The 14,312-nt window shown below is 38.2% G+C and carries 15 protein-coding genes; 14 read left to right on the top strand and 1 reads right to left on the bottom strand.

Annotation, left to right across the window (positions count from 1 at the left end; genetic code table 11):
- Position 1: 1 nt before the first annotated feature.
- The 14 genes from AB3G73_RS00335 (at position 2) to pncB (ending at position 12,640) form a co-directional block, all read left to right on the top strand.
- The gene (locus AB3G73_RS00335) at positions 2-1,780 is read left to right on the top strand and encodes a DUF262 domain-containing protein (protein ID WP_234069126.1); all 1,779 of its coding nucleotides are present in this window, start codon (positions 2-4) and stop codon (positions 1,778-1,780) included.
- Between the two features lie 4 nt (positions 1,781-1,784).
- Positions 1,785-2,426 carry a GIY-YIG nuclease family protein gene (locus AB3G73_RS00330; RefSeq protein WP_234069128.1) on the top strand — a complete coding sequence of 214 codons (642 nt, stop codon included), beginning with the start codon at positions 1,785-1,787 and terminating at the stop codon, positions 2,424-2,426.
- 3 nt (positions 2,427-2,429) lie between these two features.
- The gene (locus tag AB3G73_RS00325; RefSeq protein WP_234069130.1) at positions 2,430-3,158 is read left to right on the top strand and encodes a Fic family protein; all 729 of its coding nucleotides are present in this window, start codon (positions 2,430-2,432) and stop codon (positions 3,156-3,158) included.
- A gap of 28 nt (positions 3,159-3,186) precedes the next feature.
- Positions 3,187-3,951 carry a metallophosphoesterase gene (locus AB3G73_RS00320; RefSeq protein ID WP_234069132.1) on the top strand — a complete coding sequence of 255 codons (765 nt, stop codon included), beginning with the start codon at positions 3,187-3,189 and terminating at the stop codon, positions 3,949-3,951.
- A gap of 3 nt (positions 3,952-3,954) precedes the next feature.
- Positions 3,955-4,725, top strand: a complete 771-nt coding sequence (locus AB3G73_RS00315; protein ID WP_234069134.1) for a GNAT family N-acetyltransferase — start codon at positions 3,955-3,957, stop codon at positions 4,723-4,725.
- Between the two features lie 9 nt (positions 4,726-4,734).
- On the top strand, positions 4,735-5,463 hold the full coding sequence (locus tag AB3G73_RS00310; protein WP_234069136.1) for an alpha/beta hydrolase: 729 nt from the start codon (positions 4,735-4,737) through the stop codon (positions 5,461-5,463).
- Positions 5,460-6,248 (top strand): class I SAM-dependent methyltransferase, encoded by a 789-nt coding sequence (locus AB3G73_RS00305; RefSeq protein WP_234069138.1) that lies wholly within the window; start codon positions 5,460-5,462, stop codon positions 6,246-6,248. The genes AB3G73_RS00310 and AB3G73_RS00305 overlap by 4 nt, the downstream gene beginning before the upstream one ends.
- Positions 6,249-6,256: 8 nt before the next feature.
- Positions 6,257-7,027, top strand: a complete 771-nt coding sequence (locus tag AB3G73_RS00300; protein ID WP_234069140.1) for an N-acetyltransferase — start codon at positions 6,257-6,259, stop codon at positions 7,025-7,027.
- Between the two features lie 7 nt (positions 7,028-7,034).
- A complete protein-coding gene (locus AB3G73_RS00295) occupies positions 7,035-7,472 on the top strand; it encodes a GNAT family N-acetyltransferase (protein ID WP_234069142.1) in 438 nt (145 codons plus the stop codon).
- Between the two features lie 12 nt (positions 7,473-7,484).
- Complete coding sequence (locus tag AB3G73_RS00290) at positions 7,485-7,934, top strand: GNAT family N-acetyltransferase (RefSeq protein WP_234069143.1); 450 nt, start codon at positions 7,485-7,487, stop codon at positions 7,932-7,934.
- A gap of 824 nt (positions 7,935-8,758) precedes the next feature.
- Positions 8,759-9,538 (top strand): SDR family NAD(P)-dependent oxidoreductase, encoded by a 780-nt coding sequence (locus tag AB3G73_RS00285; protein ID WP_005807996.1) that lies wholly within the window; start codon positions 8,759-8,761, stop codon positions 9,536-9,538.
- 140 nt (positions 9,539-9,678) lie between these two features.
- Entirely contained in the window at positions 9,679-10,281 is a 603-nt protein-coding gene (locus AB3G73_RS00280) for a TetR/AcrR family transcriptional regulator (protein ID WP_005807998.1), read from the top strand.
- Between the two features lie 116 nt (positions 10,282-10,397).
- Entirely contained in the window at positions 10,398-11,375 is a 978-nt protein-coding gene (locus AB3G73_RS00275; RefSeq protein WP_234069145.1) for a nitroreductase, read from the top strand.
- Positions 11,376-11,473: 98 nt separating this feature from the next.
- Positions 11,474-12,640: a nicotinate phosphoribosyltransferase gene (gene pncB / locus AB3G73_RS00270; protein ID WP_234069147.1), complete on the top strand. Its 1,167-nt coding sequence runs from the start codon at positions 11,474-11,476 to the stop codon at positions 12,638-12,640.
- 23 nt (positions 12,641-12,663) lie between these two features.
- On the opposite strand, the gene AB3G73_RS00265 is transcribed toward pncB, so the two are convergent.
- On the bottom strand, positions 12,664-13,875 hold the full coding sequence (locus AB3G73_RS00265; protein ID WP_005782739.1) for a peroxiredoxin: 1,212 nt from the start codon (positions 13,873-13,875) through the stop codon (positions 12,664-12,666).
- Between the last annotated feature and the right edge of the window lie 437 nt (positions 13,876-14,312).

Raw genomic sequence — 14,312 nt, 5'->3', positions numbered from 1 at the left:
TATGGCACATATAGCAAACAACATAGTTGCAAAAGACAGGAAGTTATCTGAAATACTTTCTGGACAGCGTTATAAAATAGACTTTTTCCAACGAGAGTATAGGTGGCAGAGAACTCATATTGAAGCTTTAGTCAGTGATTTGGCAACTAGCTTTTTAAGATCATACACTGATGGAGATGATATAGAAAAATATGAGTCCTATGATTGCTACTATATGGGACCTTTAGTACTTTGTGAAGACAAAGGTGCTATGTCGATTGTTGATGGGCAACAACGATTAACATCGTTCACGTTGTTACTTATTTACTTGCATCACCTTCAATCAAAATTGAATATACCTGAAAGTCACACGAAAGATATTCTTTCTTTTATTTTCATTAAAAAAGGAGGTAAAAAATCATTGGTTATTAATGTCGACAAAAGAGAAGAAACGGTTATATCCTTAATCGAGAACCCAGATCATACGCTTTCAACCAGCGAAACCTTTGATGAATCATGTCAAAATTTACTATCAAGATATGAAGATATAACTAAGCTATTTCCACAGGAGTTATCTAATTTTCATATTCTGCCTATTTTTATTGAGTGGCTATTGGATAGAATTGTCCTTGTAGAAGTTAGGGCTTTCAGTATGGATAATGCATATTCTATCTTTGAGACAATGAACGATAGAGGGTTAAGTCTAAACCCGACAGAAATACTTAAAGGTTATTTGTTATCTAAAATGAGCGATGGTGGAGATGAGGAAAAAATGGAAGATGCAAATAATTTTTGGAAGTCTCGTATTCAAGACATAAAGTCTGTTACAAATAATGATGGAGATTTAGACTTTTTTAGAGCTTGGTTAAGAGGAAAGTACGCTGACACACAAAGATCGAAAACGACTTCATCAGAAAATCAAGATTTTGAAATAATCGGAACTCAATTCCATGCTTGGGTAAAAAACAACACCAATAAATTACATCTAAAAACCGCTAATGATTACTATTTCTTTATGCGGTCTGATTTTGATTTTTACTCGTCACTATATCTTAAGTTAATAGAATTCACCCGTGAACCCAATGTTAACATTCTTTATATTAACAGCTTTTATCCATTAGCTGATTCTTTAACATATCCGTTATATTTATCTTCATTATCTAAGATGGATACTGAAGATGACATTGCTGAAAAGATAGATATTGTATCTAAATTTATTGACAGTTACACTAATATAAGAGTTATACAGAACAAATCAATTACCCAAAGTTCTATTAGGTGGGCAATCTATGAAATAGTTAAAAGTATTCGAAATCTTGATGTGAATTCTCTTTCATCATTACTATCTGATGAACTAGAACGCAACATCAGTGGGGATGTATTAAAAAAATTGCAACTAATGGATAATTGGGGATATTATCATTATTTCTATGCAAGAATAATATATCATCTGAATGCAGAGGTCATTGATGATTTTAGTTGTTTAATGAGATCAAGAAGACGTCAATCACTTGTATTACAACAACTATTTAATGAATCGGACTTTGATCCTGAATTAGAATTGCCAATCCTGAATTTATACAGGTATTCAGTTGCTGGTTTTGGGTTAATTAGGAGAGATGATATAGATAATTATAATAGCATGCCTGATACGCGTAGTAAATTACTTTTTTTACAAAAACATAATTATTTACCAGAAGTAAATTTTGACGGCATTAATAATACGATACAATTTATTGAGCAGAGGGATCAGGAGTTGAGTAAACTTGCCGCACAAATCTGGAATACAAAATTGAGATAATACTATGGCAAAACAAGATAATAAAGGAATAGTCTATGTTCTAACCAACTCGGCAATGCCGGGCTTGGTTAAAATCGGAATGACTACACGTGAGAGTATTGATACTCGAATGAAAGAATTGTACAGTACAGGTGTTCCTGTTCCGTTCGACTGTGAGTATGCGTGTGAAGTTAAAGCTTCGGATTGTGCAAAGATTGAAAAAGCCCTGCATACTGCTTTTAAGCCTAATCGCATAAATGACAATCGTGAATTTTTTCAAATTAAACCGGAGCAAGCCACTGCCATACTTGAACTATTCGACCGTAAAGACATCACTACTGAGGTAAATGCCGAAATTGAAAATGACTTGACCCCAGAAGACAAAGTCGCTGGCGAAAAGATAAAATCAGCACGCCGTCCTCCGATGAATTATCGAGAGATGGGTCTTCATATAGGTGTCAAACTTACGTTTGTGAAAGATTCATCGGTGCAAGTTGTTATCTCTGGAGACAAAAAAGTTTTATATAACGAAGAAGAATTATCACTTACAGCCGTAACCAAAAGACTATTAGGAATAACTCACGCTCTTCAACCCACCGCATATTGGGAATATGAAGGCAAAAACCTACGTGATATTTATGATGAAACCTATTCATTAGAGGAATAATTTATGACCAGAGAGCAGAAGATATTATCCCTATTGGCTCAATTTGACGAGTTGGGTATCAGCAAGCAGATTGACTACGATAAGTTCTGCCTCTATTCTATCGTCGCTAACTCTGCGGCTCTTGATGGTTCGACACTGACTGATGTTGAAGTGCAGCTTCTGCTGGACGAGGGTATCAGTGCCGATAGTCGCCCGATGGCTGAGCAATTGATGGTCTTAGATCTGAATGCGGCATACGAACAAGCTATCACTTACGCTAAAAAACGTGTTGCTATTTCGGCAGAGATGCTCAATAAATTGTCTTCTTCTGTTTTAAGGAATACTGCTGTACGTGGCACACAAAAGAGTGATAAGTTGGAGGAGTTGTGTCAAAGTATAAACCAAAAACGTAAGGCAATCACCCATGCAGATATAATTGAATGTTACAAGTTGAGTTTCGACACTCACTTCCATTTGGCAACCATTAACCCTTGGGCTGACGGCAACGGCAGGATGTCTCGTTTGTTGATGAATCAGATACAGTTAGAGTTCGGCATTATTCCAACGGAGGTAATCAAAGATCGAAAGTCTGAATACAACGCAGTACTTGTTGCGTGCCGAGACAATGGAGATAAAGAGTTATTCCGAAACTTTATGTTTGATGAGCATATCCGTAACTTGGAGCAGACAATTCGTAATTATCAGGCATCAATGGAAGACGATGGAATGACAATAGCAAAAATACCCGTTTGAATCTATATAACCAAGTAAACAACGCCCTATGCGCATACAGTTTGCATCCGACCTACATTTGGAGTTCAAAGAGAACCTCGCTTATATTCAGAGTATCCCGTTTGAGATAACAGGGGATATTTTGATATTAGCTGGAAATACTTTCTACCTCAAAGACAGGACTATGCCAAATATTAAGTTTTGGCGATGGGCTTCTCAGAACTATCAACAAGTGATATTGGTGCCGGGTAACCACGAATTTTATAACAATGGTGATGTAACTTCTCGTGGAGACTCTTGGCAATATATGTTTCTCGACAACGTGGGATACTATTATAACAAGGTGGTACGTATTGGTGATGTTGATATTATTCTCTCAACTTTGTGGTCGCACATTCGTGAAGAGAACGAGGTTAGTGTATTCAGTGGAATGAATGATTTCCGCCAGATATTATATGACAAACATCGTTTATGTGTGGAAGATTTTAATGCAGAACATGAAAAGTGCCTTGCCTTTATCAAACAGAGTGTTTTAGAAAGTACAGCTAAACACATTGTTGTTGTAACCCACCACTTACCAACTTATCAGGTTGTTAGCGAAGAGAGAATAAAAGATAGCATGAATAATGCCTATGTTACAGAGTTAGGCAACTTCATTGCCGATAGTCGAATTGATTATTGGATATACGGACACTCTCACGCCAATATTGATACCAAGATAAATTCAACTAAAATTGTGACAAATCAACTTGGGTATCTATTGGATGGAATGCGTGCAGAGGGATTTAGTGAAAGTAAATTTATTGAGATATAAAAAATGAACATCTTTCAACAAACGGCTGATAAGAAGCGGTATATAGATCTGCTACTACTTGCCGACGAGCAAGAGTCTATGATTGACCGTTATTTAGAGCGTGGAGAACTATTTGTGCTTAATGATAACGGAGTAAAAGCTGTTTGTGTTGTCACGGATGAAGGCGACGGGGTTTGTGAACTCAAAAACATTGCTGTCACTCCCGAATCACAACGACAAGGATATGGTAAGAGACTGATAAAACATCTACTCACCTATTATTCGGGGAAGTATAAACAGATGATAGTCGGCACAGGTGATGTGCCTAGTTCTGTCGGGTTCTATAAAAGTTGTGGATTTGAATATTCACATCGGATAGAAAACTTCTTCACAGACAACTACGATCATCAAATGATTGAGGATGGTGTGCTGCTGAAAGATATGGTTTATTTGAAACGTAATATTCCAGAGAACATTACCGTAAAAACCTATTACGGTCGGGTTCCTGCCTGCGGTGTATTTTGCGGTGGTTGTCCTATTTACAAACGAGACGAGAAGCCTTGTTTAGGTGCTGAGCTAAACAAAGATCGGTGTGAGAAATGTAAAACATTCCATCTTTGTTGTGCCGAAAAAGAAATCACTCATTGTTATCAATGTAAAATCTTTCCATGTGCAAAATTTAAGAGCTTTGCAAAACGATGGCTGAAATATGGACAAGATTTTGTTAACAATCAGAAACTATTAAAAGAAGTCGGTGAGATGGAGTTTTTGAAACTGTATAATCAAAAAGATTAAAAGAATAACATGAAAAATAGAAACATACTCCTTATAGGATTCTTGTTTTGCACTTTACGCCTATTTGCGCAAACTGAATATACAGTAAGCTTATATGATACGCAAAGAGAGCGCATTGTTCCTATTGCTATATATGAGCCAAAAGATATAAATAAGCATACTCCGGTCATTATATTCAATCATGGTTATGGGCAAAATGCGCCCGATTCGTATATATCATATTCATGTTTGACAAAACCATTAGCAATGAAAGGTTACTACGTAATCAGTATTCAGCATGAATTGCCCAATGACCTACCGTTAGCCATGAGTGGCAACTTTATGGAAACACGAATGCCTAACTGGGAACGAGGGGTAGAAAATATAGTGTTTACAATCGAACAATTTAAGAGATTAAAAGCAGAACTTAATTGGAATAATCTTTCTGTTATTGGTCATTCCAACGGTGGGGATATGGCTATGTTATTTGCAATCAAATATCCAACGATGGCTCAAAAGATTATTTCTTTAGATCATAGAAGAATGGTAATCCCAAGGTGCAGTTATCCCCAAATTTATACTTTGCGAGGTTCAGACTACGAAGCTGACGAAAATGTAATTCCTACAGTAGAAGAACAACAGAAGTATCATATCTCAGTTGTTCAATTAAAAGACATCAAACATGGGGATATGGACAACAAAGGAAAAAGAGAACAGCACGATACAATACTTCACTATCTATATGAATGCCTAAAATGAATACAGATTATAAAGTTGGCAAACTGATATACGACGCAAATATTTACGATGGGTTGAACACATTTTTATCTGATTTACAATTCTATAAAAAGTGGCTTCCAACCAACAAAGATGCTCGAATACTTGAACTTTGCTGTGGAACAGGAAGGCTTACACTTCCGATTGCCAAAGACGGATACAATATTTGCGGAGTAGATTACACTCCGTCGATGCTCGAACAAGCAAAGTCGAAAACTGCCGAAGCGGGGTTGGATATTGATTTTATTGAGGCAGATATTAGAACGCTCGACTTACAAGAGAAATTCGACCTTATCTTTATTCCGTTTAACTCAATCCACCATCTATACCGAAACGAAGACCTGTTTAAGGCGTTAGCGTGCGTTAAGAACCATCTCAAAGAAGGGAGCTTGTTTCTGTTGGACTGCTTTAATCCCAATATTCAGTATATTGTCGAGAACGAAAAAGGTCAGGCTGCGATTGCAGAATATAAAACGGGCGATGGTCGAAACGTGTTGATAAAACAAACGATGCGTTACGAGAGTGCAACCCAAATCAACCGTATTGAGTGGCACTATTTTATAAACGGAGAGTTTCATTCAACCCAAAATCTGGATATGCGATTGTTTTTCCCTCAAGAATTGGATTCATATCTGGAGCAAGCCGGGTTTGATATTGTTCACAAGTTTGGAGGTTTTGAAGAAGAACCATTTGACGACAAGTCGGAAAAGCAGATATATGTTTTGGCACTTAATTCTAAGCAAGTAAATGATAATTTAAAAAAATAGACACTATTATGGATGCACAATACATAACTCTCACAAAAGAAAACTTAGATAAAGAGCATATTTGTTGTGCCTTTTCAGATAAGAAATGTACAGAAGGATATGAAATGAAAAAGGCATGGTTACGACAAGAGTTTGATAACGGATATGTTTTCAGACGGTTAGATGCACGGGCAAAAGTCTTTATTGAGTATGTTCCTGCTGAAAAGGCTTGGGTTCCGGTTGATGCACCGGGCTATTTGATGATAAATTGCTTCTGGGTATCGGGACAGTATAAAGGGCACGGTCATGCCAAAGCGTTGCTTCAATCAGCCATTGATGATGCGAAGTCGCAAGGTAAAAACGGATTGGCTACGGTTGTCGGAACAAAGAAATTTCACTTTATGAGCGATACCAAATGGCTATTGAGTCAAGGATTTGAAACCATAGAAAAGTTACCGAATGGATTTTCACTATTGGCTTTGAAATTCTATAAAAACGCTCCTGCTCCATTATTCAAAGAATGTGCAAAAAGTGGAGAATGCGAACAACAAGAGGGCTTGGTAGTTTACTACACCAGCCGTTGTCCGTTTACGGATTATTATGTGAATGGCTCACTTCAGGTGTTGGCACAAGAAAAAAACATCCCTCTAACCATTATAAAGTTAGAAACAATGGAGCAAGCACAGGCGTGCCCATCTCCTGCGACTATATTTTCGGCCTTCTACAATGGCAAATTCCTAACAACCGATATGAGTATCTGCACCGAATCGAAGTTTCAAAAGATATTTCAAAAGCCTTAATCAAGGTATGATTATCACAAATCCAGATAGAACGAATGCACTTATCGATGCTTTAACCACATTATGGGAGGCATCGGTACGTGCTACGCATCATTTTCTGACCGAAGATGATATTCAGAAACTTACACCATTTGTAAAGATGGGATTGTTGGGCATCGGAACTCTTGTAGTTGCACGAGATAATCAAAATCCTATCGCCTTTATGGGCATTGAAGCTGATAAAATTGAGATGCTTTTTGTCTCACCTGATTACTTTGGCAAAGGGCTTGGCAGAGAGTTGGCAGAGCTTGGTATTGCGCAATACGGTGTACGATATGTGGATGTGAACGAGCAAAATCCGCAAGCCACAGGGTTTTACACCCATATTGGATTCAAAGTGTTTGAACGCACAGAGTTCGACGAGCAAGGCAATCCGTTTCCGATTCTAAAAATGAAATTACGTTGAAAATAAAACAATATGAAGATAATATCAGTTAGAGAACAACCACAATACGCCCAGCAAGTTATTGTGTATTTACAGCAATGTTGGAGTGAAGTTTCGCCAATTTTATATAGCGACTGCGTGACTCATTGTATAGACGCTCAGAATCCGTTACCTCAATGGTATGTATTAGAAAAAGATGGAAAATTTATAGGATGTGCAGGACTTATTACCAATGACTTTATTAGTCGAATGGATCTATATCCTTGGTTTTGTGCACTATTTATTGATGAAAGCCATAGGGGTAATAACTTTGGGCTGATGCTTATCAAAAAAGCCAAAGAAGATGCTCAGAAATTTGGATTCGCAAATATGTACCTCAGCACAGAACACATTGGATATTATGAGAAATATGGTTTTAGCTATATAGGCGATGGGTATCATCCGTGGGATGATCAGTCAAGGATTTACAAAATCGATTTATAAGAAAATCAGTTCTTATTTGCCCCATTTTTCGTATCTTTGCTCCTGCAAACCATTTGTACCCAAGTGCGGTAAAGAGCAGTAAATCAGTCCTCTGAAATTAACTGCTACCGATTGTACAAATAGGGCTAAAAAATAGCGGTACAACACGTATATCTAAAACATTGAAAACAAACACATTGCATTTGTGCCTATTTTCAATGTAATTGTAAAAATGAGGTTTGTACCGTTTAAAAGAGCAAAACGCTAATAGTCAATAGCGTAAATATGCTGCATTGGTAAATAGAAGCCGATAAAAAGCAATTAATCCTTATTAGTGACGATAGTTTGAGATTGTACCAAAACTTATGTAGGCTAATTTTTGCCTACATAACAGCTTACATTAAAATAGAGGTTATCCACTATTTTGTTTATCCCTGCCTTTCACCCGGTTAATTCCCTATTCACCAATAATTTAATAATAAGTATTTTAATGCTAACCACTTCATATATGGCAATAAAAAAAGGCTATCTATCCCAGACAGCCAATCTTTTGTTAACCTTAAATCTAATACTATGAAAAACACATTGCAAAGATACGGACTTCTGGTAATTTTGCAAATTTGCAAAGCAAAACAGGATATCTTATAACATGGTTTAATAGAAGAACCATGACGTTAACATTTAGTCTTTCTTTCGTTAACATTTAACAGACTTATAAAGATTTAGCGAAATAGAAGATACATAGATGCTAAAGTCAGGCAAATGGTGCTAAAGAGGGTTTATTCGGATAACAAATTCCCCAATAAACTGTTTTTGAGGATAATAATCCTCAAAAATAATCCTATATGAACAGATTTGAAAATAAAACAGCCGTTATCACGGGCGCTGCCGGTGGAATTGGCGAAGCAACCACACGCCGCATTGTATCCGAAGGTGGGAAAGTTGTTATAGCCGACCACTCAAAAGAAAGAGCAGAACAACTTGCTGCCGAACTCAATGCTTCAGGAGCAGATGTACGCCCGATCTATTTTTCTGCAACAGAATTGCAGAGTTGCAAAGAGTTGATCGCCTTTGCCATAAAAGAATACGGGCAGGTAGATGTATTGGTAAACAACGTAGGAGGTACAAATCCTAAACGGGATACCGACATTGAGACACTGGACATAGATTACTTCGACGAAGCTTTCCATCTTAATTTATCTTGTACCATGTACCTGTCCCAACTGGTTATCCCCATAATGAACGCACATGGCGGTGGCAATATTGTGAACGTAGCCTCAGTCAGTGGAATTACAGCTGATGCGAACGGCACTCTTTATGGAGCAAGCAAAGCAGGAGTCATCAATCTGACCAAATACATTGCGACACAAACAGGAAAGAAAAACATACGATGCAATGCTGTAGCCCCGGGACTGATTCTCACACCTGCAGCATTAAACAACCTGAATGAAGATATACGGAACGTATTTCTCGGACAATGTGCGACACCATATTTAGGAGAACCGCAAGACATCGCCGCAACAATTGCTTTTCTGGCTTCCGAAGACGCGCGATACATTACCGGGCAAACAATAGTAGTAGACGGTGGTCTGACCATACACAATCCAACGGTAAACCTGGCATAAAAGATTCTCCTTTTACCCCAAACATATTATATCCCAAACAGTAGAAAAGTGCTGTTTGGGAAAAATAGTTCTCTTTTCCTCTCAATGTTACCGATAAGAAACATATTTTTGTGACCGATCAGTAACAATAATATAAAGTCATGGAAAAAGAGTTTATCAAAAACAGACAGGTAACAGAGCTAATCCTCATCAAAGCAGTAGACGAATTAATCGAAGAGAAAGGTTTCGAAGGATTAGGCATCAATGCAGTAGCAGCAAAAGCCGGAGTATCAAAAATGTTGATCTACCGTTATTTCAACTCTTTAGAAGGTCTGATAGCAGCATATATCGGCCAACATGATTATTGGATTAACTTTGACGGAGCACTACCGGATAAAAACCACCTTGGTGAATTCATCAAAGAGATGTTCCGGAAACAAATCATAATAATGCGAAAAAGCTACACTTTGAAACGGCTATACAGATGGGAACTCACATCAGACAACAATTTTATAAAAGACCTCCGCGAGAAAAGAGAAGCCAAAGGCATTTGGCTGATAGATGCTGTAAGCAAACTGTCAAAACACCCGCAAAAAGAAATAGCAGCCCTTGCCACTATCATTACAGCAGCCATCAGTTATCTCACGTTGCTGGAAGAAAACTGTTCTACCTTCAATGGTCTCAAACTTCAGGAAGAGAGCGGTTGGAAAGAACTGGAAGACGGAATCAACATATTAGTGGACCTATGGTTAGAAAAGCAATAACAAAAAATGAAAAAGATGATAACGTTTGGAATTTGCATACTGGCAATATTACTCAACGGATGCAATAAAGATATAATAGAATACAGCAATAATGATCTCAGATCGACCTATTAATTATGGAAACAATAACAGATGACTATCTATTCATGATAGAACAAGCCACTAAAGCTCCTTCGGGACATAACACCCAACCTTGGTTATTTCGTATCGTAGAAGCAGGTATTGAGATTTATCCGGATAAAACTAAAACACTATCAATTGTGGATGGAAACCGGCGTGAAATGTTCATCTCCCTGGGATGTGCAACTGAAAATTTGTGCCTGGCTGCACAAACTAAAGGATATTCAACCCAAGTAAACATTGCAGATAATGGGAATATCACAGTAAAACTCCAGCCCAATGCAGGCGTAATTACCCCTTCTTCTATCATTGTACAAATTGGCAAGCGGCAAACCAACAGAAGTATATATACAGGACAACTGATTCCGGAAGAAATGATACATAAGTTGCTTTCAATACCGAAAGCAGCAACAGTGCACCTCCATTGCTGGAAAATCGGAACGCCTGAGTTCGACAAAGTTCGTTACTATGTTCTGAGGGGGAATACAATCCAGATGACCGACTTCCACTTCAAGAATGAGTTGAAAAACTGGATGAGGTTCAATAAGAAGCATGCAGAATCGACCAAAGATGGCTTAAGTTATGCCGTTTTTGGTGCACCTAACTTACCACAATGGTTATCTCGCCGCATCATGAATGCTTGTCTGACTCCCAAAATACAAAATAAAAGTGATGAAAAAAAGCTCCGATCGTCTTCACACATCATGCTGTTCTGTGCCGAGAAAGATACTCCGAAAGATTGGATTAATCTGGGAAGATCTTTAGAGTGCTTTCTGCTGAAAACAACGGAAATCGGTGTGTCCACCGCTTTTATCAATCAGCCATGCGAAGTGGAAATCCTCTCTGAACAAATGCAAAGAGAACTGCTAAACAATAAAAAAACTGAAATACCGTGTGTTTTACTCCGTATGGGATATAGCAGTCCAATGCCCTACTCGCCAAGAAAAAATCTTCATGAAGTACTGATGCCCTAAAAACTTCCTTTTATAAAACCTAAACCTTTGGACAATTGTTAGTATCTTCGCCCTACATTTTAAATCTGAAATATCGTTTTACCAATTAAAAGAATCCAATGATTATTCGTACCATACTCGATACAGACCTTTACAAATTCACTACCTCGTATGCTTACATTAAACTATTCCCGTATGCGATGGGCACTTTCAGTTTCAAAGACAGGGATGAAACTGAATACAGCGACGAGTTTGTAGAAAGACTGAAAACAGAAATCAGTCGCTTATCGCATGTAGCACTGACCGAAAAAGAACTGGAGTACATGGTGAAGAACTGCCGTTTCCTCCCCAGAGTCTATTGGGAATGGCTCTCTTCTTTCCGTTTCCAACCGGAAAAAATAGAAGTCCGTTTGGACGAAAATCGACACCTCCACATAGAGATCAGTGATTACCTTTATAAGGCAACGCTTTATGAAGTACCTTTACTTGCCATCGTTTCCGAGATAAAGAATCAATCATCCGGCAATATCGCCAGTATGGGAGATATCTTGTGTAAACTATCCGAAAAGGCAGAACTATCCAACAAGCATCAACTGTTTTTCTCTGAATTCGGAACACGGAGACGCTTCTCATTCGACGTGCAGGATCAAGTCATCGGACACCTGAGACAAACAGCCCGCTATTGCATCGGCACCTCCAACTGCCATTTCGCCATGAAATACGGCATGAAACCCATGGGTACACATCCGCATGAATGGTTCATGTTTCATGGAGCACAATTCGGTTATAAACACGCCAATTACATGGCTCTTGAAAATTGGGTAAATGTATACGACGGGGACCTCGGCATCGCCTTGTCCGACACCTATACATCTGCCATCTTTTTAAGCAACCTGAGTCGCAAACAAGCCAAATTGTTTGATGGTGTAAGATGTGACTCAGGCGATGAATTCAGGTTTATCGACCGATTGACTGCCCGTTACAAAGAGTTAGGCATTGACTCGACTACCAAGACAATCGTATTCAGCAATGCACTGGACTTTGACAAAGCACTGGACATTCAGGAGTATTGCCGGGGAAAAATCCGCTGTTCATTCGGTATCGGCACAAACCTGACTAATGATACCGGATTCAAGCCATCAAACATCGTCATGAAGCTATCGCAGTGCAAGATGAACCTGAATCAGGAATGGCGCGAATGCGTGAAGCTATCAGATGACATAGGGAAACATATCGGCAGCCCGGAAGAGGTACGTGCCTGTTTATACGATTTGCGGCTGAAATAAACTCCAACCGCAAATACATTTTATCATAACAGTGCTTTGATAGCGTCCGTTATCTCTTTATCGGTTTTCTCCATTCCATATCCCTGAATGACTTTTCTGACCACCCGGTCCTGATCTAATATAAAGAAGAAAGGTGCCGCGCCATATGTCCGGTATGACTTGACAATACCTTCATCACCACATAAGAATCTATAGTTTATCTGGTTCTTATCCGCATAAGTCCGCAGCGAATGAGGTTTGCGTCCCCAGGTTTCTATAGAAACCACTTCAAATTCATCGGCATTGAACTTCTCTTTCAGCCCGTTCAGAAAGGGAATGGATGCATGACAAGCACCGCATCCGATACCGGTCAGATTCACTAAAAGCACTTTACTCTTAAGATTAGATAACGACACCGGATTCTCGTACATATCTTTCAACATCCAGTCGGGAGCTTTCTTCCCTATAAGTTCTCTTGCCGAAAGTTGGGTAGTCTTTCCTTTCTCACCATACTTACGGATTTCATAGTCTTGGGGCAAATAATCATATAAGTTAAAATCGGCCATTGACAATTGATTCAACACTACATCCGAACATATATTGGCAGAAATCTGATGCGACATTTCCCTGCGGACTTTATAAGGCAAATCATCCGATTTATTAATCCACAGTTCGTAAATCGAGGTCGGGTCCCCCAAGTCAAAAGGAGGTTTCGGTATATAATATGCCTTTCCAAAAAATTCAACCTGTCTGTCTTCATGTATCACCAACTTGAAGTAATACGCTTCTCCTAAATCCTTCCATTCGGTTGTGATGCTATCCCCCGTACTCAAAGCATATCCGATGATATTCCGGCTGTAACAGAAAAACGGAGGACCCACCAACCTGAAAGGAAGTTTTCTGGTCGTGAAATCATCGATCATAATCCCTTTATGCTCATGAAAACTTATCATTTTCACTTTTCCATCATAACCAAATTCAAATCGCGTCGTATCTTTGGCGTTAAGAGCCACATAACTTGCACCGATAGTCGAATCAGAAGGATTAGTGTATTCTTTAATAAACCGAAAAGAATTAGTTATAGCAGTCGTATCACCGGGTTGCCAGGACTGAGATTGTTCATGATAAGAAGCTGATTCTACCTTATCAAGATTACTTAGAACTTTTTTCAAATAAGTTCTCATATCCACATCATTCTTACCACAGACATTCATGACTAATAAGAATGAAATAACAGATAATAAAATGGACTTCATAGTACTTTATATTTTAGACATACACAAATATAGCCAATGAAAGTAGAAATCAACAACCGGCATCTTAACTTTTATACTTAATAATAATATTATAGTATCTACTAACTTTTCATAGAAAGTCAGAGTTTTAAAAGCCTAAAAACAAACAGATGCATATATCTCTATTTTAACATCAAAAAGAAACTATTTTCCCTTTTTGAACAACACACTTTATATTAAAAACCGGTGCAGCAGAAGAATACAACGCATAGATATGACATTTACATACAGAAAGTTGCATCATATTGAGTAAATATGCTATTTCATATAACAAAAGACCTTACTCTTTTCCAAAAAGAAGTAAGTGTTTTCCCGAAAAGAAGTTAGTCTTTTGTTCGGAAGAAGCTAATCTTTTGTCCGAAAGAAGTTAATAACGCAAAAAGAAGGCGTAAAATACA

It is taken from the genome of Bacteroides sp. L008 (assembly GCF_040812255.1).
GTDB lineage: Bacteria > Bacteroidota > Bacteroidia > Bacteroidales > Bacteroidaceae > Bacteroides > Bacteroides vicugnae.
This window is presented reverse-complemented; position numbering and strand designations above follow the sequence as displayed.

Bases quoted from the DNA above. Each gene is read 5' to 3' on its own strand.
- AB3G73_RS00335 (WP_234069126.1), top strand. From the start codon at position 2: ATGGCACATATAGCAAACAACATAGTTGCAAAAGACAGGAAGTTATCT.
- AB3G73_RS00330 (WP_234069128.1), top strand. From the start codon at position 1,785: ATGGCAAAACAAGATAATAAAGGAATAGTCTATGTTCTAACCAACTCG.
- AB3G73_RS00325 (WP_234069130.1), top strand. From the start codon at position 2,430: ATGACCAGAGAGCAGAAGATATTATCCCTATTGGCTCAATTTGACGAG.
- AB3G73_RS00320 (WP_234069132.1), top strand. From the start codon at position 3,187: ATGCGCATACAGTTTGCATCCGACCTACATTTGGAGTTCAAAGAGAAC.
- AB3G73_RS00315 (WP_234069134.1), top strand. From the start codon at position 3,955: ATGAACATCTTTCAACAAACGGCTGATAAGAAGCGGTATATAGATCTG.
- AB3G73_RS00310 (WP_234069136.1), top strand. From the start codon at position 4,735: ATGAAAAATAGAAACATACTCCTTATAGGATTCTTGTTTTGCACTTTA.
- AB3G73_RS00305 (WP_234069138.1), top strand. From the start codon at position 5,460: ATGAATACAGATTATAAAGTTGGCAAACTGATATACGACGCAAATATT.
- AB3G73_RS00300 (WP_234069140.1), top strand. From the start codon at position 6,257: ATGGATGCACAATACATAACTCTCACAAAAGAAAACTTAGATAAAGAG.
- AB3G73_RS00295 (WP_234069142.1), top strand. From the start codon at position 7,035: ATGATTATCACAAATCCAGATAGAACGAATGCACTTATCGATGCTTTA.
- AB3G73_RS00290 (WP_234069143.1), top strand. From the start codon at position 7,485: ATGAAGATAATATCAGTTAGAGAACAACCACAATACGCCCAGCAAGTT.
- AB3G73_RS00285 (WP_005807996.1), top strand. From the start codon at position 8,759: ATGAACAGATTTGAAAATAAAACAGCCGTTATCACGGGCGCTGCCGGT.
- AB3G73_RS00280 (WP_005807998.1), top strand. From the start codon at position 9,679: ATGGAAAAAGAGTTTATCAAAAACAGACAGGTAACAGAGCTAATCCTC.
- AB3G73_RS00275 (WP_234069145.1), top strand. From the start codon at position 10,398: ATGGAAACAATAACAGATGACTATCTATTCATGATAGAACAAGCCACT.
- pncB (WP_234069147.1), top strand. From the start codon at position 11,474: ATGATTATTCGTACCATACTCGATACAGACCTTTACAAATTCACTACC.
- AB3G73_RS00265 (WP_005782739.1), bottom strand. From the start codon at position 13,875: ATGAAGTCCATTTTATTATCTGTTATTTCATTCTTATTAGTCATGAAT.